Origin of the sequence: Paenibacillus caseinilyticus, from assembly GCF_027533645.1 — a bacterium.
Taxonomy (GTDB): Bacteria; Bacillota; Bacilli; order Paenibacillales; family NBRC-103111; genus Paenibacillus_G; species Paenibacillus_G caseinilyticus.
Genome location: NZ_JAQAGY010000001.1, coordinates 81,060 through 103,760, shown reverse-complemented (window position 1 = coordinate 103,760; position 22,701 = coordinate 81,060). Strand labels below are relative to the sequence as shown.

Here is a 22,701-nt window from a genome sequence, read left to right as displayed (position 1 = left end):
ATGCGAAAAAAGCTGGGGCCTGTGTTCAAGGGTCTCAGCTTTTTTCGCATTATTTATTAGAGCTTATGAATAGATTCTTCTGCTCCTCCGGCTCCAGGCATTCGTAAGGGACAGTACGGCGAAATAAACGAGCAGCGAGAAGCCGATCGAACCGATGGTATTCCACAGCATGGGAAGGGCCAGGCTATCCAGGTAACGGATAGCCCACTGCCCGCATAGTACCATGATGAGCATGGCGAATGTGCTCCTTGCATAGGGCCGGATATCCCAGTAGGACCCGATGCTGCCGGAGATCGAGTTGAAGTTGAGCATCGTGATGACCACCATGCTGAGGCCCAGTGCAAAAGCGATTCCGACAATGCCAAACTTGCTGCCAAGCACGTAGATGGCAGTAACTTTGAACACGGTCGTAATGGCGTAATTCCATAGGGTGGCATTCGCACGGCCAAGCCCCAGCAGTATGGCATGCAGCGGCGCATCGAAATAATGCAGGAAAAACATCGGCGCTAGAATTTTCAACAGAGGGCCGGCTTCCGGCGCGTTATAAATGAGGGTAGTCAGCGGCGTGGACCAAACGAATAGGATCACGGTGGCCGGTGCCCCGCTCAAAAAGCCCAAGCGTAAAGCCTGCTCCATTCTTTCGTGCATTAACAAGCTGTTCTTGTTGGCGGCCGCTTCGCTGATGGCCGGGATCAGAGCGGTAGAGAGGGACTGTGTGATGAAGCTGGGCATGAAGAGCAGCGGGAAAGCATATCCGGCAATCATTCCGAACTGTTTGGTGGCTACCGCTGTGCTTATGCCGGCGGCGGCCAGGCTGGTCGTAATGAGCAGCGGTTGGAAGGCGCCATAGACCGAGTGAATCACTCCATTGCCGGTGGTCGGCAAGCCGATTCGCAGAAGCTCCGTAAGGGTTGACCGGCCCTTCCGAAGGTGGGCAGCCCATGTCTCGCCCGGCAGCTTGACTTCGCCGCGCAGCTTGTAGCTGGCCAGTAGAAACAGCAGAGAGCTGATCTCGCTGACCACGGAGGCGGCCATAGCCCCGGCGGCGGCATAGGCAACGCCGTAGGGCAGCAAGATGTGGACCAAAGCGAGCACACACGCGATCTGTACGGTGTTCTCCAATACGTCGGAAGCGGCGATGGTCTGCATTCGCTGCTTCCCGCGGAAGTAGCCCTTGAGCACCGCTGAGACGGCAACGATAGGCGCAATGGGTGTAATCGCGAGCATGGCGTAATAAGCTCGCTGATCGCTGAGAAGCAGGGAGGCAATCCAATGCGAGCCGAGCAGGGAGAGCGTCGTCAGCGTGACACTCAGGAAGCCGGTAACGAGCAGCGAGACGTGCAGGGTCCGTCTCACCTTCGTCCGATCCCCGCGGGCATCGGCCTCGGCGACCAGCTTGGAGATGGCGACAGGCAGGCCGAGCTCCGTAATCGTGATCACCAGCGGGACCAGAGGATGGGCCATCATCAAGAGGCCGATCCCCTCGGCACCCAGCACCCTGGCTACGAACATGCCGCTGATTAAACCCAGGATGCGGTTGATCAGCGCGGCGGCGGACAAGAATAACGTACCTCTCATGAAGGTTTGCTTCGGTTGCGGCATCGGGACTCCTATCCTCCAGTTGTTCAAATACTACCATTGTATTTCAACATCCGAGAAAACATGTGTACACGCTCATACTCGTCGGCTTTTAATAAGGCCTCATCGCCAAGTCTTTTTTAGTTTCAGCCGGTTCAATCCCAAATAGCGGATGGCGGGGGTGGATTGCAGCCGAGATGGGAAAGATAGGGTTGGATAAAATCCCAAGAGGAGGCGACCAAAGGATGGATTTATCCTGGCACTTGGTCTGGAAGTGCATGCTGCTTGTCTTGACGGGCATCATACTTCTGCGTTTATCAGGCCGAAAATCAATCGCGCAAATGAATGTTGCGACGACCGTCATTATGATCTCCATCGGTGAGTTGATTGCCCAGGGGATTATAGAGAAGACCGTATGGAGGGCGATTGCCGCGGTCGCATTGTTTCTGGCAGTATTGGTTGTACTGGAACTTGTGGAAATTCGCTTCGGCAAGCTGCAAAAATTGATCACGGGAGAGGCGGTTACCGTCATTCGGGAGGGCCAACTGGATATGCAGGCGCTGCGGAAGCTTCGCATTACGGTTAACCAACTCGAGATGAGGCTGCGCCAGCTGGGCATCACCGACATAGCTGATATCAAACAGGGGGTCATCGAGATGAACGGTGAGCTGGGCTATGAGCTTACAGAGGCCGCAAAACCCGTAACCAGGCGCGATCTGGAGGTATGGCTGACCCGCCTCAGGGAAGATATCCAGGGGGATAGATGACAGATTACATCGTTTCCCATGAGACAAGCGCACAATGGAATCAGACAAAGAGATGGGACGCATACAAAAAAAGGCATTCCCTGGATAGAAAGGAGATGCCTTTTTTGCAGTTACAGTTATACAAATTCAAGACTATGGGTAAGACGAAACGATCTGGAACACATGTTGGAGCCGACCGACCTGAGGAAGTTTCTGTTTATACGCCTTGAGCTATCATCGCATCAGCGACTCTTACAAATCCGGCAATGTTTGCACCGATAACCAGATTGCCGGGAACGCCGTATTCTTCAGAGGACTTCATGCTTTCCCGATAAATATGATTCATAATGCTTTTCAGTTTCTCGTCCACTTCCTCCATCGTCCAGGACAGTCTTGCGCTATTTTGGGCCATTTCCAGCGCGGAGACCGACACACCGCCTGCGTTTGCCGCTTTAGCGGGAGCGAACAGCACTTGATTCTCGAGGAACACGTCGATGGCTTCCAGCGTCGAAGGCATATTGGCGCCTTCGCCGATTGCTTTGACTCTATTGCGAACGAGCAGTTCAGCGGAGGCTTTGTCGATCTCATTTTGTGTTGCGCAGGGCAAAGCAATGTCGCAAGGAATGGTCCAGATCCCGGAACAGCCTTCCACATAGATCGCATCAGGATACTCCAGTACGTAATCGCGGCATCTCTTATTTTCTACTTCTTTTAAACGTTTGATCGTAGAAAGGTTAATGCCGTCCTTATGATAAATATATCCGCCGGAATCACTGCATGCCACAACTTTAGCGCCTAACTGCATCGCCTTCTCCATGGCATAAATAGAGACATTTCCTGATCCGGAGACGACGACGGTGCTGCCATGAAAGCTCAAGCCCTTGTCATTCAGCATTTGTTCTACAAAGTAGACCGTACCGTATCCGGTTGCCTCTTTACGTCCCAGGCTTCCCCCGTAACCGATGCCTTTTCCGGTCAGTACACCGGCTTCATACGCGCCCGCCAGCTTTTTATACTGCCCGAACATATAGCCGATCTCTCTGGCTCCGACGCCGATATCGCCGGCCGGAACATCCTTATCCGGACCGATATATTTTCTCAGTTCGGTCATGAAGCTTTGGCAAAACCGCATAATCTCCAGATCCGACTTCCCTTTCGGGTCAAAATCGGAACCGCCTTTTCCGCCGCCGATCGGCTGGCCGGTTAGTGAGTTTTTGAAGATCTGTTCAACCCCCAAAAATTTGATGATGCTGGCGTTTACTGAGGGGTGAAATCTTAATCCGCCCTTGTAGGGTCCGATCGCATTGCTGAATTGAACCCGGAATCCCCGGTTCACTCTTACCTTTCCCTTGTCATCGACCCAGGGAACCCTGAAAGATACGAGCCGGTCCGGTTCAACCAACTGATCCAGGATGGCATGTTCCATATATTTTGGATTTTTAGTGAGCACAGGGATCAAGGAATGAAACACTTCTTTTACCGCCTGATGAAATTCCGGTTCGTTGGGATTGCGTTTAGTGACGGTTTCGAATAAAGCGTTGACGTACTCCTCTGCGATACGTGTATGCGTTTGTTCAATCTCAGTTAGTAATTTCATGAATACACTCCTTAATTTACTGGATGCAAAAATAATCCTCTTTTTTTCATTGTGAATTGATTTTATAATTTAATAATTAATCGCTCCAATATTCATATCCGATGAAGTTGATGCGTTTTTTGCATCAATTGGGAGGAAGACATGGAAATAAGGCAAATGAGGTACTTTATGGAAGTTGCCATGAGAGAACATGTGACGGAAGCTGCGAATGCCCTGCATGTTGCGCAGTCATCCGTAAGCAGACAGATTTTTAATTTGGAAAGTGAATTGGGAGTCGATCTCTTTATCCGGGAAGGACGGAGAGTAAAGCTGACGCCGATCGGCCGGATCTTCCTCGAACGCGTGAAGCAGGCAATGAACATGATCAACGAAGCAGAGAGGGAGGTTAAGGAATATTTGGAGCCGGAGAAAGGGACGGTCCGCATAGCATTTCCCATCAGTCTGGCGGCCCACGTCTTACCTACAGCGATATATGCTTTTCGCAGACGGTACCCGGAAGCGAATTTTCAGATGAGACAAGCGCTCTACCGTGACTTGATCGACGGTGTAATCGACGGCGAATTTAACCTGGCCATGATCGCTCCGGTACCTGGCGAAGAGAAAAAAATTGAACAAAAGATATTGTTTACGGAGAATATCGTCGCATTACTGCCGGTCCATCATCCGCTTGCCAATCGTTCCACCATCCAGCTGCGAGAGCTGAAAGATGTTCCCTTTGTGACACTGCGGGAAGGAACTGTGTTTCGAAAGATCGCACTAAATGCATGCAACGAACTTGGATTTGTCCCGAAAATTGCTTTCGAAGGGGATGATATTGATGCTTTGAAAGGGTTGGTTTCGGCTGGGCTAGGGGTAGCGTTAATGCCCGAAGTGACATTGGTAGATAACGTTCCGCAATCCACTGTGAAAATACCTATCGTCGATCCCTATGTGACCCGAACGATAGGGGTGATCCGTCCAACCCAGCGCAAGCTACTTCCTACGGAACAATTATTTTATCATTTTCTTACGGAATTTTATGCGCAGGTACAATATTTTAGAGAGTAGGCAAAGCATAATAGAGGCAGCGCCGCGGCACTTAAGGAATGGCCATTCACTACCGTCTGCCGTATCGCAAGAGAATAATCGTATCATTTGATGATAGCTTGGCGCGTATCATCAGCGGTAAGGTATCCCTATCATAGCTAATTAGGAAGCGGAACAGGCATCCGGACCGGGGCTCAAAAAAGTGCTGGTTGTCGCTTCGCTCCTTGCTGCGATTCCCGTGATTATTATGGGAGCGATTGCCTATTTCATTGCGAGCAGCATCTAAACCGAAAGGGATTCGAGCATGATTCGTTCATGGGAAGGCTTGAGAGTGCAGAAGGATCTGCGTACTCGTTATGATATCGATCCGGTAAGGATCTTATGGCAACCGGAGGACAAGCACTCGGCGATTGAACGGTTTGAGCGCTGAGCCAGCTTCCTTGGTACAGGAAGAGATATCGGAGCGGAGCTCGACAACCACCTCCGTACCAAGAAGGATTCTATCCGTGGGCGCAGAGCAGCGCTCACCGCCAAACGAAAGAGCACCTGTCCTCTCAGCCCGAGGAGCAGGTGCTCTTTCGTGAATATTATTGCCGTGCCGCTTGAGCCGCCTGACTCATCTCCACGCACATCAGAATGAAGGCGCCTGCGCCGTGCAGGTCATTCTCGCTGGTCGGACGGGCGATGTAATGGGCGTAATCTCCGATCCCGGTGCCGATGCAGATCTGGCCGATGACGACGTTCCCGTTCTCGTCGAACTTCAGCGTATCGATCACACCCTGATATCCCTTCCAGGCATACTGCAGATAGGAGGCGTCCAGATAGCCGAAGCGCACGGCTTTGGCTATGGCATGAACGAACAATGAGGTGCAAGAATTCTCGAGCCAGTTATCCGGACGGTCACCTTTGTCGATGACCTGATACCATAACCCGGTGGCGGGATCCTGGTACTTCGTCAGGGCGATGAGCAGATCCTGAAGGATTCCGACCAGTGCCGCTTTATCTTTATGATCCTCCGGCAGGTGTTCGAACATCTCGAGCAGGGCGACAGGATACCAGCCGATGGCGCGTCCCCAGAACTCCGGAGCAAGGCCTGTAACCGGATCAGCCCAAGCCGCCATCTTGGTTTCATCCCAGCCGTGGTACAGCAGACCGGTGACTGGGTCTTTGGTATGCTTCGCCATCAGGAGTGCCTGGAAGGTCATCATGTCAAAATACTCAGGCTCATCGAAGGTCTTACCGAACTGAACGGCAATCGGCCCGGCCATATACAGCCCGTCCAGCCACATTTGATTCGGGTAATGTTCCTTATGCCAGAAACCGCCCGATGGATTGGTTTTCCATGATTTCAATAGGGGGACAAGGGTGTGCAGGGCTGTCTTATAGCGTTCCTCCCCCGTTTGCTCCAACAGGTTGTAGAGCAGCACACCCGGCTGGATATCGTCGAGTTCATCGGGCTTGTACTTCTTGATGCTGCCATCCGGAAGAATCTGGCTGTCCACCCAGGCTTTCAGATAGTCATAATATTTGGCATTCCCGGTCTGACGCCAGCATTTTTCCATACCGGAGAGGAAGACGCCCTGGTGATAGTGGAACCGGTCCGGGGGAAGCAGCTCCGGCTCGAATTTGGTCATCAGCGCCTCGCAGGCCTTCTCCGCCCATTGGATGGGGGTTCGTAGGGATACGGATGAATTCATTGTACTCGTTCCTCCTTCTTGTTCATATCCTTATCATAGCACTGGAATATGTACATTAATTGCGGATTTATACGCTTTCTTCTTATATTTTGCGATATAATCAAAGGGAGAATGGAAGGAGGAAGGGAGCCAGTTTGGGGGATCTTCATTACCACAACACAGCGGGAACGTTCATCGTATCCCACCGCAGGGCTGCCAGCCATCATATGCCGGCAAGCCATTTTCACAGTACATACGAAGTCTACTATCTGATGTCCGGGCAGCGGGAATTCTTCATTAAGGACCGGACCATGGTGATTGGCGAAGGCGATGCGGTCATCATCTCGCCGAATATCCTGCACCGGACGACGAATACCGAGAAGCCGAAGCATGAGCGGTTCATTGTGAATATGCATCCGCAGGATATGAGGTCGGCGGATGGTTCGTATCCGGACATTCTGCAGCCGCTGTTCGACAACGATTTTCTTATCGTCCGCTGTTCCCTGCATGACCGGCTGCCTATCGAGGGGCTGGTGCACAGTATGATCCGGGAGGTACTGGACCAGAAGCCCGGCTTTGAGCTGTATGCCCGGACGATGGTTCTGCAGCTGCTCATTCTGTGCTGCCGGCTGATCCGGCAGAACTCGATGGAACCGCTGGAATCGCCGAGCCCGATGCATGAGCGCATCTCGGAGATTGTCCAATATATCAACAGCCATTATACAGAGGAGCTGTCGCTGAATCTGCTTGCAGAGAGGTTTTATGTCAGTCCTTACTATTTGAGCCGTTTTTTTAAAGAAGCCACCGGATTTACGTTTGTGGAATATGTGAACAGCGTCCGGATCAAGGAAGCGAAGAAGCTTCTGGAGCGTTCGTCGATGAAGGTGAATCTGATTGCCGCGAAAGTAGGCTTCGGCAGCATTACGCATTTTGGCCGGGTGTTCAAGTCCGTCACGGGACACGCACCGTTATATTACAGGAGGGGGAAGCAGCCGCGGTAGAACGGCGAAGAGCTCCACCCCTTGCGGGTCAGGAAGAGGGCCGCCCCAACCATCCTCTTGGTTAAGCATATGAACGAACGGAGGCAGCAGCAATGAACCAGGACAGCGATCAGACGAAGAAAGACCAGGTCAGGGACCAATTCACAAGGAACGCTTCCCGCTATGTAACGAGCACCACCCATGCGAAGGGCGACGATCTCGGCCGGCTTGCGGATTGGCTGGAACTGCAGCCGCAGTGGAAGGTGCTGGACATCGCCACGGGCGGCGGCCATACAGCCAAGACCCTGGCTCCTCTTGTGAAGACGGTCATTGCCGTCGATCTCACGAGGCCCATGCTCGAGACCGCCAGAACGTTCATTAGCGAATCCTACGATAACGTCGAGTATGTGGTAGCGGATGCGGAAGATCTCCCTTTTCTGGATGATACGTTCGATGCCGTTACCTGCCGGATTGCCGCGCACCACTTTCCGAGCCCCGAACGGTTCGTACGTGAGGCAGCCAGGGTCCTGAAGCCGGGCGGACGGCTGCTTCTTATTGATAATGTCGTCCCGGACGATGATGCCCTCGACGCTTTCGTGAACCGGCTTGAGCTGCTGCGGGATGAGAGTCATGTGCGCTGCCACCGTATAGGGGAATGGGAAGAGTGGATGCGGCAGGCAGGAATGAGCGGGCTGGCGTCGCGGACACGCAAAAAAACCTTCGATTATACGACCTGGGTAAGACGGACGGCCCGCAGTGAAGATCAGGTGGATACCGTCACCCAACATATTCTGTTGGCCGACGCCCGGCTGCAGCAGTACATCGGGCTGGTTCGGCAGCCGGACGGCGCGATCTCCCGGATTCATATCGATGAGTGGATGGCCGTGGCCCGCAAGGCCGGGGGATGAAAAATCCTCGGGGTCCGTCCCGAACTAGAATTTTTAGCAGATATAAAACCTAGTGTACTATAAGTGAATCGTCAATTATCTGATAGAAAGAAGCAGAACCTGAAAATGAGGTAGTGTTATCAATTCTTACAAAGTAATTCCAATGAAACCATGTGGGGGATGGGAAGATCGTAATTACTGGATGTTTTCCGTGATATTTTTGACTTAGTTCGTGACGAATGATCATACTAGAAATTCCCAAGCTTACTATAAGAAACAGAACAAGTAATGAGGATAATACCAATACCTTTCTTCCCTTCCGCAGGTATAAAAATGAGAATAATCCTATGACCATAACAGCTAAAATTATATTTTCAATCCCGGAAATAATATCGAAACTCTGCTCCTCATCAATAAAGTATAAGAGTTGGTGTCGTATTTGAGAATTGTTCCATCCATAAACTTGATTTTACTATTATTCAATTTTGTGAAGAAGTTGTTTTCACAATTGTTCTATTGGGTCTATAAGTTTCCATGGAACATACTTTTTAAAGGGGTTTACGATCAATAGTTGTACATTTGAAGAAGTTTTCTATTTTGATTGTGGTGGGCACAATGAGGCCCCTTTCCAAGTCCAATTAATCAATTGTAGTTTTAATGCCTTCGTAGATTTTTTTGATGCTTGGTTTATGGGGCCAGTTGTAGTTAAAAACTGCAAGTTTTATGCTGGAACTAACCTGCTCTGTGATCCGTTAGCATTTGATATAGAACCGGTCCTTGTCAACAATGAAGGAGATCTTAGACATGAGAGTAAACCCTAACGGGCCTCCGTCCGCAAGATACCTCTTCTAAAGAAGCGGATTCAGCGACCGACTCGTGAATACAACGACGCTATATGAAAATGCCCAAATTCAAAAGGATTGAAGCCCATTATGACATATAAGTACTTGAAAAAGGAATGGAAGGAAGGAGAAGAATCTTTCTTTTTTGAACTTGATTCAGAAGGTATAACCATGCGACAAATTGTAGGGCAGAAGGAAAGTTTGTTAGTTTCCAACAGGCCTGACTTTTGCTTGTCAGAGGCACCTATTGACGTTAAATATGGTATTTTGATTCCACAAAATGAATTTCAGGAACTTTGGGAATTAGGAAATAAACCGTATAGGAATGAGTGGATTGAAGCCAGGAGAAAGTTGAAGGAGGGGATGGAATTAGAGGGACAGATCGAAGTCATATACCCTCAGGGGATTATTATCGATCTTGGCGGTGGCAGATATGGTATCACAGATTATGAGGAGTGCAGAAGAGTATCAGGTGCACATAAAATTTATCCGGGAAATAAGATCAAAGGGAAGATATCGGGATTTGATGATTCGAACTTATGGATCGTTATGAAAGACCCGGAAGTGAACGGAAAGTAACTCAAGAAGCAGGCAGCTTCGCCCCAGGAATCGGAGTAAGAGCAGTGGAGGTCCATTCGGTGAGTAAGAGGAAATTACTAATATCGCTTGCACTCTTTTTATGTGGAATATTTGGGACTTATTTCATATTGAATGAATTCCTGGTACTTGATCGGACGAGCCAGGAATTGGAAATCTATGATTTTATACCTGTACCAGCCGATGTGGAAGTGGCAGTGGAAGGCACGGGGGAACAGAACATAGTGAATGACCAAGTCTCTACGAAGATCAAGATCAAAAACGTCCAATGGAATCATACTTCCTATCATCTTGATGAGGGAAGCGAACTGGATGTGAACGAATATTTTGTTGTGCATAAAAACAGGCAAGTGAGTGGATTGCAGTTCATTCCGGGCAGAAGTGTCTATAGCATGGGCACAAGCTATAGGAGATTGAAGCAAGGTGAGCAAAGAACAATCCACTTAACATTAAATAAAGATACAAAGCAGTTCTGGATCATGCCTGAAGAGCTGATCAAGAAATGAGACCATATAGAAAGAGTGGAACCATGATAACACGACTGTTTTCTCCTGATGATTTACAGGCATGCACGGCGTTATTTATCGAAGTATTTAATCAAGAGCCGTGGAATGATCGTTGGACCCCGGAAGCTGCGGAACAGTATGTAAGTGATTATATCAACACCCCCGGATTTAGAGGGATCGTGGCGGAGGAAGGACAGGAGATCAAAGGATTCATCCTGGGCGTCCGGAAGAGATGGTGGGATGGGGATGAGTTATAAAGAAGTGAAATGAGCATGAATGTGATATGCGAAAATAAAAGCGCAGGCAGCATGGACGGTTAGGTCCGAGGCTGCCTGCGCTTTCGTCGTGATGACGCTCCGGTTCGAGGCTCATCCTACATCATCGTGGTCCGTACCGGCGATCACATCGAACCATGCTTCGATGTCCCTTTCGAACGCGGCGGTCTTGGCCCGGTAAAGGTCAAGCGTATCTTTGCCGAGCGGCAGGTGTACGGGCGGGTTCTCCGAGCCGGCCAGCTGTATCAAGGCCTTCGCTAATTTGCGGGGGTCTCCCGGCTGTTTCTTGTTCACCTGCGTTGCATAGCTGCGCATCTCGCCAACGGTTCCCGCATAATCCTCGATCTGGTGACTGCTGCGGCTTAGGGATGAGGTGTCCAGGAATTCCGTGCGGAAGAAGCCCGGTTCCACCGCGGTCGCATGGATTCCCAGCGGAGACAGCTCTGAAGCCATCGCCTCCGTAAGGCCTTCTACTGCGAACTTCGTCGAACCGTACAGGCCCCAGCCGGCGATCCCCGTTAATCCGCCCACCGAGGAAATATTGATCACATGCCCGGAACGCTGCTTGCGCATCTGCGGAAGAACAGCGCGGGTGACGTGCAGCAGTCCGAACACATTGGTCTCAAAAATGCGGTTAACTTCTTCGGCCGAGGCTTCCTCGACCGCGGCGAGCAGACCATAGCCCGCATTATTCACGAGGACATCAATGGCACCAAATCGGTCCACTGCCTGTTTAACGGCATCCTCGGCCTGCCGCTCATCCGTTACATCCAGCACAGTCACGAGCAGATTCTTGTTGTCTTGGAGTTTGTGAGCCAGTTCCTCCGGCTTGCTGCGGACGGCAGCGACGACTTGATCTCCTGCCTCCAATGCCGCTTGAGCAATTTCAAGGCCGAAGCCTCTGGAAGCACCTGTGATCATCCATACCTTTTGTTTCGGTTTCATGTTTGTTGTCGTCCCTTCTTCATCGTGTGGTATTACCTGACAAGGTATAGATTACCGGATCGATGGGGAGGATGCTTTGCCATACGGCCCAGGTTCGTTGTCATATTGGCTCAAAAAGTAAAAGAGGCAGCCTAAGTCCGTCACTAGTGAACTCAGGCTGCCTTACAGGCTCTTCATGTTCAGCTGAGCTGCTGCCGGAATAAAGAGGGGGAGCAGCCGAAGTGCTTTTTGAATGCTTTGGAGAAGTGCGCAGCATTCTCGAAGCCGGTGGAAAAGCAAATGTCTGTCACCGACATGGACGAAGAGGTCAACAGCTCTTTGGCCTTCTCCAATCTGCGTTCGCGAATCCATCGGGAGGGAGGTACGTTATATACGGACTGGAACTCCCGTTTGAAGCTGGACAAGCTTCTCCCCGACAAATAAGCAAGGTCATCGACCGACACCGGGTTCAACAAATTCTCTTCGACCACGCTCGAAAGGTTCGATGGGAGCTGCCGTCCCAGCTGGAGCATCTGGCCCATCAGGTCTGCTTTCGCATGGGCCACATCGAAGAGTAATTCGAGCAGCTTCAAACGTATTAATTCTTCCTCAACCCCGGACCGTTCATGGAATAGAGGCTTGAGCGATTCCAGGTAGGCGGTCAAGCGGTCCGTAACCGGCTGGACGGTCACCGGCACCAGGGCCGCCGGCCGGCCGGGGGGATGCTTCGCCATCTTGCTGAATTCGGCAAGCAGATCACCCTTGAGGAAGAACATCATATACTCGAGGAGATAATCCTGATGGGGTTCGCCCCACTTCTCATACTGTACGACGATCGCTTTTTGCAGCAGGACCATTTCGTGTTTGTGAACCGTAAATTCCTGCTCTCCGTAGCGCACCGTGTACTTGCCCTGCAGCACAAACAAGAGCAGATGATCCTCCAGGTACATCGCTCCTTGCGTACCGGCGGAAAGGCTGCAGGATTCGATAACGGTCAATCCCTTTAGCTGTAACAGCCTCTGGTTCTTCAGGGTTGCAGCCAAGCCTTGAGGTACCTTCATGATTCGAGTGTTCATCTTCATAAGAGCGGTCGCCTGCCGCACCTCCAGGTATAAGAATTACATTTCTCCAAAAGCGGGCCAAAAATAAAACCAGAATTGCGGGACTCAAGGACCCGGCCGCCGTAGTTCATACAAAAGAAGCTGCTGCGATTCTCATCCCGGATCTATGATAAACTTATAAAGAATAATATGAATCCAGTATATGACAGGTTGTCCATTTGTGGATACCCCATTTACAGACTTATCGTGTCGCACTTTTACAATACACCATTGTAAACGTGACTTATCATAAAGAAGATATGAAATGTCATAGGAGGGTACACAAAATGCAGAAATTTTCGATGGTTGCGAAATTCACGGCCAAGGCAGGCGAAGGAGAAACCTTGGCAGGATTGCTGCTGGAAGCTGCAGCTTCCGCTCAAGCTAACCAAGCTTGTGAATCCTATATCATCCATATCTCGGAAACGAACCCGGATACGATATGGGTAACGGAGATCTGGACGAGCCCGGAGGCCCATGCCGAAGTTCTCGCCCAAGCGGAGACCCGAGCGGCGATCGCGCAGGCGATGCCGTATATTGCCGGCGTTGATGGAGCAAAACTGCGGCCAGTCGGCGGCAAGGGCTTCTCATTGGCATAAGCCGCAAGAAGGGCATGGAATACAGGCACCCGATGACCTGCGGGCGATCCGGGGAGCAATGCAGCAGCAATGTGCTTCCCGGAGGAGAGGGTAGTCATTGAGTCATGATACAGGGGGGCTCCAAAGCCTCTTTACAACAAAACCAGCCGTAGTTCGGTTCATGACCGGGCCGCGGCTGGTTTTGTTCAAATCCTAGAGCAAAGGTTCGGCACAGCGTGGAGGATCAACGCGGAGCAGCCGACCAGCTGCTGTTCCACGGCCGGATTTCTATAAACGCGCATCGTCCCTAAAGGACGGCGAAGCCGTTTATCCTGAGAGCAAGGGATGATCGGCTAGGGCCGGTTAATCCATCTATATCCGCCCTATAGTTGTGGGATTGGAGGTGATCGCCCCCGTATAGTTGGGGGGGGGGGGCGCTCCGCCATGTTGGCAGCAGCTTCAGCCTCGTTATGGCGACGAAGTCATTACAGTAAAACAACTGCCAGATGTCACTATGAATGGTTCTGGCGCAAGATTCCAAAAATAAGGATTGACATAACCAAATATTAGGACATATAATTCAAGCATCGAAATTTGAATGCGATTACATTTCGGGCGGGTGTCAACGTAATCGATTAACTAACAGGAGAGGGCAGGAATCGTGAGCGATTGTCGGATCCTACTCGTTACGTAATCGATTAACCAAGGTGCGTATGGCATGAGGCTGAGCCATCCGATCTCACCTTACAGCCCTTACGTAATCGATTAACTGGCATCTGACCAACGAATCCAGGAAGGGAGGTGGTCAACGAGCGGCTATAGGGAATCTTCAAAAAATGGTGGTCAATAGCAAAAACAGTACAAAAATAGTAGAAGCTATGGGAGGAAACCAAATGAAACGTACGGCTAAACCTATCGCAATGATCATGGCCTTTATGTTGTTCATCATCCTGTCGGCCTGCTCTTCCGGCGCCAACCCTGCGGGCGGTGCAAAATCCGATGCCCAGCCGGCCTCGGCTGCCAAGAAGCTGCGCATCGGTTTGACGGTCCCCACATTAAGCAATCCGTTCTTCGTTGCGATGTCGAAGGGAGCCCAAGAAGCGGCTTCCAAGTTCAACGCGGAAGTGATCACCGTGAGTGCCGATCAGGATCTCGCGAAGCAGACCGCCCAGATTGAGGATTTCATCACGAAGAAGGTGGACCTCATCCTGCTGAGCCCCTTTGATTCCAAAGGCATTGCTGCAGCTGTAGCCCAGGCGAAAGCGGCCAATATTCCTGTCATCGCCGTGGATGGCTTCGCGGAAGGCGGCATTAACTCCGTCGTGATGTCCGACAACGTCATGGCCGGTACCCTGGCGGGCGAATACTTGGCGAAGCGCCTGAACGGTAAGGGCAATATCGTCATTATGGATGGTCCTCCCGTCTCGGCGGTAACGGACCGTATCAGAGGCTTCGAAGAGGTGATGAAGAAGTATCCCGAGATCAAGGTCCTCTCGAAGCAGAATGGCGAAGGCAACCGGGAGAAGGCCTTGTCGGTTATGGAGAATATTTTGCAGGCGAACAAAAAGATCGATGCCGTATTCGCCATTAACGACCCGGAAGGCGTAGGGATCAAAATCGCCGCAGAGCAGGCCGGACGGGGAAGCGAATTCTTCATCGTAGGTGTGGATGGCGCGCCTGACGCTGTAACGGCTCTCAAAGAAAAGAAAGCTTTTGCCGCAACCTCCGCTCAATTCCCGAACGAAATGGTGATCAAGGCCGTGGAGCTGGGGCTTCAGCTTAAGGAAGGCAAGAGCATCGAATCCAAAGTGCTCATTCCCGTGGAACTGATCGCACAGGAGAATGTCGATCAATATCGGGGTTGGTAAGAGGTAAGCGCCGGCATGCGGGTGTGGTGTCTTCAGGGATACCGCACCGGGTGCATACGGTATAGCAGCATAATTCACCAGATACGAAACATTCGGGAGTGAGGCCATATGTCCGTCGTAAGGGAGCCGGAAGTGAAGCTGCAGGGAGAGCTGCCGCATCAAACGATTCTGCAAATGAAGGATATCTGTAAATCCTTCTCCGGGGTCCAGGTTCTTCGCCAGATCAACCTGACGCTGTATAAAGGGGAAGTGCACGCCTTAATGGGGGAGAACGGGGCGGGCAAATCGACATTGATGAAGATCATCTCAGGCATACACCGGCCGAATTCCGGAAAGATGGTCTACAAGAATGCCGAGGTAGCTTGGAATAACCCGCAGGAAGCAAGGAACAGGGGCATCAGTGTCATTCATCAGGAAATCAGCTTGTCGCCGAACCTGACGATTGGCGAGAACATATTCATGGGAACGAAGTTCCCGAAGAATGCATTCGGTCTCATCAAGTGGAATGAAATCCATGAGAAAGCCGAAGCCGTGCTCCAATCGATCGGGTCCCCTCTGAATCCCCGAATGAAAGTGTCCGCCTTGAGTGTCGCCCAGCAGCAGATCGTGGAGATTGCCAGAGCGCTGTCCTTTAACTCGGAGATCCTGATTATGGACGAGCCGACAGCCTCCTTAACGGATAAGGAAATCGATAAGCTCTTTGTGATCATCGAAGATTTGAAGAAAAAAGGCGTGGCGATCGTGTATATTTCCCATCGCATGGATGAGATCTTCCACATATCGGACCGCTGCACCGTGATGCGGGATGGGCAGTATATTGCAAGCCTGCCGATAGGGGAAACGAATCCGGACCACCTGGTGAAGTTAATGGTGGGACGGGAATTGAATGATTTGTTTCAAAGAAAGTCCGTGCCGAACGCAGCAGCTCTTCCACTTGGGATCAGCAAACCGGTACTCGAATTGATTGGCGTCTCCGACCGCTCCCTGGTCAAGAACGTGTCGCTGAAGATCCGTCCGGGGGAGATCGTAGGCTTAGCCGGACTCGTGGGCGCTGGAAGAACGGAGCTGCTTCGGACCATCTTTGGCGTAAGCAAAATGACAAGCGGCCACATCCGCTTGGACGGAGAGCAGGTGCATATCGCCTCCCCTCAGGATGCAATTGAGCTGGGGATTGCCCATGTACCCGAGAGCAGGAAAGAGCAGGGCTTGTTCCCCAACCTTACGGTGAAGGAAAACATCATCATGAATCAGATGCACCGTTACCGCAAAGCGAAGATCCTCAGGTACAAGGATATGGATGCCGAAGTGGAGCGGTACATTCGGGAGCTTGGGGTAAAAACGGCGACTTCCGCCCAAAACGTGATGGGGCTGAGCGGGGGGAATCAGCAGAAGGTCGTGATTGCCAGGTGGCTGTCGATCGGGCCGAAGGTTCTGCTCCTCGATGAGCCGACACGGGGAGTGGACGTGGGAGCCAAAACGGAAATTCACAAAATCATCTGCGAGCTGGCCGGGAAGGGCCTCGCGGTACTCATGGTTTCGTCCGAATTGCCCGAGATTCTGGGCGTGAGTGACCGGATTCTCGTTATGCATGAAGGGCGGATAAGGGCGGAATTATCACGCGAGGAAGCGACGCAGGAGAAGATTATGTACTATGCCACGGGGGAGAGTAAAGAATGAGTGCGAATATACAAGGTGCCGCGAATCCGTCAATATCGTTGAAGAAGAGAATACTGCCTGTATGGAATCAACTCGGGATGCTGATCATCCTGGTGCTGTTATGTGTGGTGCTGGCCTTATTCGCTCCCTATTTTACAGAGACGAACAATATCCTGAACATTCTCAAACAATCTTCCATCACGGCGATTCTGGCTGCCGGCATGACGATGGTGATCTTAACCGGAGGGATCGACCTGTCCGTAGGAGCTGCGTTGGCGTTGGCGGGCGTTATATCCGTCATGCTGTCCAATGCAGGGGTGCCTGCTGTCATCGCGATGTTCACGGGAGCTGCTGCCGGATACGTGGCCGGTGCGATCAACGGATATTTCACAGCCGTTGCCAAACTGCCATCCTTCGTCGTCACGCTTGGAAGCATGACCTATCTTCGGGGCGTTGCGTTCGTGATCAGCGGCGGCCTGCCTGTCGTACTGCAGGATAAGTTTTTTATCTTTTTCGGTGCAGGATCGCTGCTCGGGATTCCGGTTCCGATTTATATCATGGCAGCAGTCTATGTGGCGATGTTCTTCGTCCTGAAATATACCCTGTTCGGACGCCACGTGTATGCGATCGGAGGCAATGAGGAGGCTGCCCGGTTAACGGGGATCAAGGTGGAGCGCACGCTCATCCATGTCTATTCCATCAGCGGTCTGATGGCGGGGATTGCAGGCGTGGTCATGGCCGGCCGGGTCATCTCCGGACAGCCTAACGCGGGGATCAGCTTCGAGCTCGATGCGATTGCAGCCGTTATCCTGGGCGGCACCAGCTTCGTCGGCGGGGTAGGACGCATTCAGGGGACGATTGTCGGCGTATTGATTATGGCCGTGCTCGGCAATGGCTTGACGCTGCTGGATGTCGATTACTACTGGCAGCTCATCGTGAAGGGATTGGTTATTGTAGTAGCTGTACTGCTCGATAAACTGCGTAATTAAAAGAGTCCAGGACGCGTGCCTGTCCGGATATGCGGCAGCAGGCTGGCGGCCATGGAGATCATAAGACGGCATTAGAGCGGATCTAGTGCCTTTTTTTCATGGGGTGGTGCCTTGAAGATTAGGGGAGGTGAAGTTATTATTAGAGGATAACCTATATGATATCTGCAATGATGGATGAGCGAGAGGTAGGCCTATGGTCGCTAAAATAAAAGATGTCGCCAGTCTTGCCGGTGTTTCTACGGCAACCGTGTCCCACGTCATTAATAACACGAGATACGTCTCCAATGAAGTGAAGAAAAAAGTAACCGATGCCATGCAGGAATTAAACTATCTGCCCAATCCCGCAGCACGCTCCTTACGCCGCCAGAGATCGAATATTATCGGACTCATTGTACCGATTAAAAATAACGATTCCACCCAACAATACTTCATGTCGATTGCCAGTGGCATCGAAAGCGTTCTGAAGAAACACGGTTATCATCTGTTATTAAGCAATTCGATGGAGAATGCCGAAGAGGAAATGGAACGGATCAAAGTGTTCAACTCCCAGCATATCGAGGGACTCATCATCGCGCCTACCAGCGGACTAGGCTGCGGACAGGACGAAACCCCGTTCGGCGGATATCCCGTCGTGTATATTGACCGGAAGCCTTCCTGCTTTGAAAGGGAGGGGGATTGCGTTGTCGTCGACGGCTTCAGCAGCAGCTATGCGGGGATGAAGCTGCTAATAGACCAGGGGCACAAGCGGATTGGTTTTGTATCGGGGGGGCTCGAGATCTCGTCGACCCGCTCGCGGTTCGAAGCCTATCGGCAGGCGCTTCTGGATCACGGGCTGCCGTTCCAAGAGGATTATATAAGAAAATCGCTCGACACCGCTTGGAAAGCGGGCTATCAGCTGACGGCGGAGCTGTTCGAGCAGCAGCATATTACGGCTCTGTTCGCCGCCAACAATACATTAGGCTTGGGAGCGACCAGTTATCTAAGAGAACGTGAAGTTCGAATTCCGCAGGAATTCGGCATTCTTTGTTATGACGATTATGAGTGGACGGAAGTCATGACCCCGTCATTGACGGTGATCAGGCAGCCAACCTTCAAGATCGGAGAACAAGCAGCCGAGCTGCTGCTGCAGCGGATCTCTTCGCCGAAGAAGAAATCGGAGGAATATCAGCTGCCCAGCGAGCTGATCTTAAGAGGCTCTATATAGTGATCTACGGACACCTCTCCAGAACTTGGGGAGGTATCTTGCTTAATATCCAAGAATTTATATCTCGCCAGGGCTCGATCCTGTCATCTTATCTATCTTATAAACGCGCATCGTCCTTTAAGGGCGATGCGCGTTTATCTTTCATTTCCCGGAAAATATTCGCCGGACCTGTTACTGGGGGGGGAGGTCTCCCGTAGAGCCCCGGAACACCGGCTTGGTCTGAACATGGGTGACCTGGGGAGGCTTGTGCGGACTTCGGATACGGGATAGCAGCATCTCGGCGGCTTGGATGCCCATGTCGTCCCGATAAATATGGACGGTAGTCAGCTGGGGCTCCACGATCTGCGCTTCGGGCGAATCGTCAAAGCCCGTGACCGAGATATCCTCGGGAATCCGCATCTGCTTGTGCTTGAGGATCCGCATGAGATTAATCGCGATAAAGTCATTCGCACAGACAAAGACGGATGGAAGGGAATGCAGCGCGTTAAGTCTCTCTTCGAGCCAGGAGAGGTTCGAGATCAGACGGTCGGCATCAGTGATCGAAAGCGAAGGGTCAAGCTGCAATCCGGCTCCGGCCAGGGCCTTGGTGAATCCGGTCCAACGTTCATGAAAGCTCCTGCAGTGGTGGATGTCGCCGACAAACCCGAGACTCCGGTGGCCGCTGTCGATCAAGGCTTGGGTCAGCCGGCAGATGCTGTGTTCATTCTCCATCAAGAGCACATCGGCTGCGATATCCGGATAGGAGAGGTCGGAAGGCGAATCGATACAGATGGTCGGAATCTGCAGAGTGTTAATAAACTCGGTATATGGCTTGTCGAACAGCTCGATACATACGATGCCGTCGACTTTCGTTCTGTCAAAATTCACAGGAAGCATCAGCGCTTCCAGCTCGGTTTCCCGGACGATATGGATGGATAAATTAAACCCCTCCGCGCTGATCATCTTCTCCATACCGCTGATCAGCGAAGTGCCAAAGTGGGTGCTATTCGGCATGTTGGCGGTGAAGAGCGCGATGTTGCCGGGGGGCTTGGATGCCGCCGCTTCGGGCTCCATCAGAGCGAACTGCTTGTATTTGAGCTCGATCGCGCGCTTGATCACTCTGCTCCGGGTCTCGGCGGGGATGGTCTCGCCGCCGTTCAGCGCTTTGGAGACGGTGTTTCGGGATAAGCCCAGCGAGTCCGCTATATGTTGAATGGTGATTTTTTCTTTGTTCATAAGTAATACTCCTCTACGGACGGTAAATTATATTTACTGTATACTAATTGACCCGAATTATCAATATGGATGAGTTACAAATGAACAATCGAATATGCATATGTAAAGGGGGAAGGGGGGATCGGGATTTTCTGTGATTTAATAAACAAATGCACAATTGATATTTGTTAACATAGGGTTTGGACGTGGTCCCGCTGGAATGACCAAATCGGTGGGGGCGGAAATGGGAATAAAGGACAAAGTAGAAGCGAATATAGCAAGAGCATAGCGTTGTTATAGGACCATGCGAATCATTTTTAACTGTATCTAGGTGTTATTTGTAAACTTAAAATATGCATATGAATACTTAAATGTAAAAATAATGATTGACTACGTCCAGCCGACCATGTAAATTAGAAGTGTAAGCGCTTGGAAAATGACGGGTGTGAGCATTTTTTCAGGGGGATAGGATAGTTTTGTGTGAAAATGATTTGGTCAAATGTGCAAAAACGAAATTCATTTTGCAGGCAGGAGGAACGTCATGGAAGAAACGGTGAGGTGGAATAAGAACGTGCAAATGCAAGGGAGCCGCCTTCGAAAGAGCAGGCTGGACTACATCAGGAAGAATCCTTTCCTGTATCTGCTGATGGCCCCGGCTGTGATCCTTACGATCATCTTCAAGTATGTCCCGATGTACGGAGCCCTTATCGCTTTTAAGGATTATAATCCCGGCAAGGGCATTTGGGGCAGCGAGTGGGTGGGACTGAAGCACTTCATGAAGTTCTTGACCGCACCGAACTTTGAGGTAATCTTCATGAACACGCTCAAACTGAGCTTCTACGGTCTCTTATTGGGCTTCCCCGTGCCTGTCCTGCTGGCGCTGATGCTGAATCAGCTGCGCAGGGCGGGGGTGAAGAAGAACATCCAGCTGGTCTTATACGCTCCGAATTTTATCTCCGTCGTCGTCATCGTAGGGATGCTGTTCATTTTCTTCTCGCCTGTCGGGCCGATCAACAGCATCGTCACTTCGATCACCGGCACGCCGGTCAAGTTCATGTCGGACCCCGATTACTTCCGGACCGTCTATATCCTATCGGGCATCTGGCAGGGAGCGGGCTGGGCATCGATTATTTATGTGGCCGCCTTGGCGAATGTGGACCCGGAGCTGCATAACGCTGCCACCCTCGACGGGGCGAATCTTCTGCAGCGAATCCGGCATATCGATCTGCCGACGATCAAACCGGTCATGGCCATCGTGTTCATCCTGGGCGCCGGCGGGATGATGGCCATCGGGTTCGAGAAGGCCTTCCTTATGCAGACGGCATTGAACCTGCCGACCTCAGAGATTCTTCCTACCTATGTCTACAAGGTGGGCCTGCAGTCGGGGAACTACGCTTATTCATCGGCAGTCGGACTCTTCAATTCGGCGATCAACGTCATCCTGCTCGTCCTAGTGAACTATATCGTGAAGAAGTTGAACGAAGGGGATGGCTTGTATTAATCCCTCCGGAAGAAAGGAGTAACGCTCTATGAACATCAAGCAGTCTATGAACGACCGGCTGATCGTGTGGGCCAGCAATCTGTTCCTGGGATGTGCTGTACTGGTCGTGCTTGTGCCGCTGCTCTATGTTGTATTCGCTTCCTTCATGGAACCGACAGCCCTGCTGAACAAGGGCATATCGTTTCAGGCTGCGGATTGGAGCATCGAAGGCTACAAGCGGATCCTGACCAATGAAGCCATGATCCGAGGGTTTGTGAACGCCGTTTTTTACTCAGCCGCTTTTGCGGTCGTTACGGTAGCGGTCTCCGTATTTGCGGGTTATCCGCTGTCCGTGGACGGCTTCGCCGGCCATCGCTTCTTTATGACCCTGTTCATCATTACCATGTTCTTCGGCGGCGGGCTGATTCCTACGTACCTCGTCGTGAAGAGTCTGGGGATGCTTGACACCGTATGGGCCGTCATTATTCCGGGGGCTGTCAATGTATGGAACATTATCCTGGCGAGGACGTTCTTCAAGGGCATTCCCAAAGAGCTGAATGAAGCGGCCAAGGTGGACGGGGCTTCCGACCTGCTCCTCTTCTTCCGGATCATCCTTCCGCTTTCCAAGCCGATTATGTTCGTGTTGGCCTTGTACGCCTTCGTCGGTCAATGGAACTCGTACTTTGACGCGATGATCTATATCGAGAGCCCGAAGCTGTATCCGCTGCAGCTCGTGCTGCGGTCCATCCTGATCCAGAATCAAGTGGCACCCGGCATGATCGGGGATCAGCTGGCGATGGCGGAGATGAAGCGCTTATCCGAAATCATCAAGTACGCGGCGATTGTGATCTCCAGCCTTCCGCTTCTGATCATGTATCCCTTCTTCCAGAAATACTTCGAGAAAGGGGTTATGGTCGGTTCCTTAAAGTAAGGCCGGGAAGAGAGCAAGCATCGGGACGAAGCAGGTATGGGGATTACGGTTCGACTACAGGGAGGGT

Annotated in this window: 20 protein-coding genes; 14 read left to right on the top strand and 6 right to left on the bottom strand. The window is 51.5% G+C overall.

The features are described from left to right. Positions 1 to 63: 63 nt before the first annotated feature. Positions 64 to 1,578: a stage V sporulation protein B gene (gene spoVB / locus O9H32_RS00445; protein ID WP_269863743.1), complete on the bottom strand. Its 1,515-nt coding sequence runs from the start codon at positions 1,576 to 1,578 to the stop codon at positions 64 to 66. Positions 1,579 to 1,823: 245 nt separating this feature from the next. Between spoVB and O9H32_RS00440 the strand changes: the two genes are divergently transcribed. Next, positions 1,824 to 2,345, top strand: a complete 522-nt coding sequence (locus O9H32_RS00440; protein ID WP_269863742.1) for a DUF421 domain-containing protein — start codon at positions 1,824 to 1,826, stop codon at positions 2,343 to 2,345. A gap of 196 nt (positions 2,346 to 2,541) precedes the next feature. Here O9H32_RS00440 and gdhA read toward each other — a convergent pair whose 3' ends face one another. Then, the gene (gdhA, locus tag O9H32_RS00435) at positions 2,542 to 3,921 is read right to left on the bottom strand and encodes an NADP-specific glutamate dehydrogenase (RefSeq protein ID WP_269863741.1); all 1,380 of its coding nucleotides are present in this window, start codon (positions 3,919 to 3,921) and stop codon (positions 2,542 to 2,544) included. 141 nt (positions 3,922 to 4,062) lie between these two features. On the opposite strand from gdhA, the gene O9H32_RS00430 reads away from it, so the two are divergent. Continuing rightward, positions 4,063 to 4,968 carry a LysR substrate-binding domain-containing protein gene (locus O9H32_RS00430; RefSeq protein ID WP_269863740.1) on the top strand — a complete coding sequence of 302 codons (906 nt, stop codon included), beginning with the start codon at positions 4,063 to 4,065 and terminating at the stop codon, positions 4,966 to 4,968. A 566-nt stretch (positions 4,969 to 5,534) separates the two neighbouring features. Here the strand turns inward: O9H32_RS00430 and O9H32_RS00425 are convergent. Further along, positions 5,535 to 6,644, bottom strand: coding sequence for a glycoside hydrolase family 88/105 protein (locus O9H32_RS00425; RefSeq protein WP_269863739.1), 1,110 nt, complete (start codon positions 6,642 to 6,644; stop codon positions 5,535 to 5,537). 134 nt (positions 6,645 to 6,778) lie between these two features. On the opposite strand from O9H32_RS00425, the gene O9H32_RS00420 reads away from it, so the two are divergent. From O9H32_RS00420 to O9H32_RS00400, 5 genes are all read left to right on the top strand, one after another. Then, complete coding sequence (locus O9H32_RS00420; protein WP_269863738.1) at positions 6,779 to 7,624, top strand: AraC family transcriptional regulator; 846 nt, start codon at positions 6,779 to 6,781, stop codon at positions 7,622 to 7,624. Positions 7,625 to 7,716: 92 nt separating this feature from the next. Next, positions 7,717 to 8,511, top strand: coding sequence for a class I SAM-dependent methyltransferase (locus O9H32_RS00415; RefSeq protein WP_269863737.1), 795 nt, complete (start codon positions 7,717 to 7,719; stop codon positions 8,509 to 8,511). A 911-nt stretch (positions 8,512 to 9,422) separates the two neighbouring features. Next, on the top strand, positions 9,423 to 9,911 hold the full coding sequence (locus tag O9H32_RS00410) for a S1 domain-containing protein (protein WP_269863736.1): 489 nt from the start codon (positions 9,423 to 9,425) through the stop codon (positions 9,909 to 9,911). After that, positions 9,872 to 10,435 carry a hypothetical protein gene (locus O9H32_RS00405; RefSeq protein ID WP_269863735.1) on the top strand — a complete coding sequence of 188 codons (564 nt, stop codon included), beginning with the start codon at positions 9,872 to 9,874 and terminating at the stop codon, positions 10,433 to 10,435. Before O9H32_RS00410 ends, O9H32_RS00405 begins: the two co-directional genes overlap by 40 nt. Positions 10,436 to 10,458: 23 nt before the next feature. Continuing rightward, a complete protein-coding gene (locus tag O9H32_RS00400; RefSeq protein WP_269863734.1) occupies positions 10,459 to 10,692 on the top strand; it encodes a GNAT family N-acetyltransferase in 234 nt (77 codons plus the stop codon). Between the two features lie 111 nt (positions 10,693 to 10,803). On the opposite strand, the gene O9H32_RS00395 is transcribed toward O9H32_RS00400, so the two are convergent. After that, the gene (locus O9H32_RS00395; RefSeq protein WP_269863733.1) at positions 10,804 to 11,655 is read right to left on the bottom strand and encodes an oxidoreductase; all 852 of its coding nucleotides are present in this window, start codon (positions 11,653 to 11,655) and stop codon (positions 10,804 to 10,806) included. 179 nt (positions 11,656 to 11,834) lie between these two features. Beyond that, positions 11,835 to 12,695, bottom strand: coding sequence for a helix-turn-helix domain-containing protein (locus O9H32_RS00390; protein WP_269863732.1), 861 nt, complete (start codon positions 12,693 to 12,695; stop codon positions 11,835 to 11,837). Between the two features lie 326 nt (positions 12,696 to 13,021). Here O9H32_RS00390 and O9H32_RS00385 point away from each other — a divergent pair, with 326 nt between their 5' ends. The 5 genes from O9H32_RS00385 (at position 13,022) to O9H32_RS00365 (ending at position 19,029) form a co-directional block, all read left to right on the top strand. Beyond that, positions 13,022 to 13,333 carry a putative quinol monooxygenase gene (locus O9H32_RS00385; protein WP_269863731.1) on the top strand — a complete coding sequence of 104 codons (312 nt, stop codon included), beginning with the start codon at positions 13,022 to 13,024 and terminating at the stop codon, positions 13,331 to 13,333. An 872-nt stretch (positions 13,334 to 14,205) separates the two neighbouring features. After that, positions 14,206 to 15,180 carry an ABC transporter substrate-binding protein gene (locus tag O9H32_RS00380; RefSeq protein ID WP_269863730.1) on the top strand — a complete coding sequence of 325 codons (975 nt, stop codon included), beginning with the start codon at positions 14,206 to 14,208 and terminating at the stop codon, positions 15,178 to 15,180. A 108-nt stretch (positions 15,181 to 15,288) separates the two neighbouring features. Continuing rightward, entirely contained in the window at positions 15,289 to 16,857 is a 1,569-nt protein-coding gene (locus O9H32_RS00375) for a sugar ABC transporter ATP-binding protein (RefSeq protein WP_269863729.1), read from the top strand. Then, positions 16,854 to 17,825, top strand: coding sequence for an ABC transporter permease subunit (locus O9H32_RS00370; protein ID WP_269863728.1), 972 nt, complete (start codon positions 16,854 to 16,856; stop codon positions 17,823 to 17,825). Before O9H32_RS00375 ends, O9H32_RS00370 begins: the two co-directional genes overlap by 4 nt. Positions 17,826 to 18,018: 193 nt before the next feature. Next, the gene (locus tag O9H32_RS00365; RefSeq protein WP_269863727.1) at positions 18,019 to 19,029 is read left to right on the top strand and encodes a LacI family DNA-binding transcriptional regulator; all 1,011 of its coding nucleotides are present in this window, start codon (positions 18,019 to 18,021) and stop codon (positions 19,027 to 19,029) included. A 171-nt stretch (positions 19,030 to 19,200) separates the two neighbouring features. On the opposite strand, the gene O9H32_RS00360 is transcribed toward O9H32_RS00365, so the two are convergent. Next, entirely contained in the window at positions 19,201 to 20,244 is a 1,044-nt protein-coding gene (locus tag O9H32_RS00360; RefSeq protein WP_269863726.1) for a LacI family DNA-binding transcriptional regulator, read from the bottom strand. 556 nt (positions 20,245 to 20,800) lie between these two features. On the opposite strand from O9H32_RS00360, the gene O9H32_RS00355 reads away from it, so the two are divergent. After that, positions 20,801 to 21,724 (top strand): ABC transporter permease, encoded by a 924-nt coding sequence (locus tag O9H32_RS00355; RefSeq protein ID WP_406627242.1) that lies wholly within the window; start codon positions 20,801 to 20,803, stop codon positions 21,722 to 21,724. A 28-nt stretch (positions 21,725 to 21,752) separates the two neighbouring features. Next, positions 21,753 to 22,634, top strand: coding sequence for a carbohydrate ABC transporter permease (locus tag O9H32_RS00350; RefSeq protein ID WP_269863724.1), 882 nt, complete (start codon positions 21,753 to 21,755; stop codon positions 22,632 to 22,634). Positions 22,635 to 22,701 lie beyond the last annotated feature (67 nt).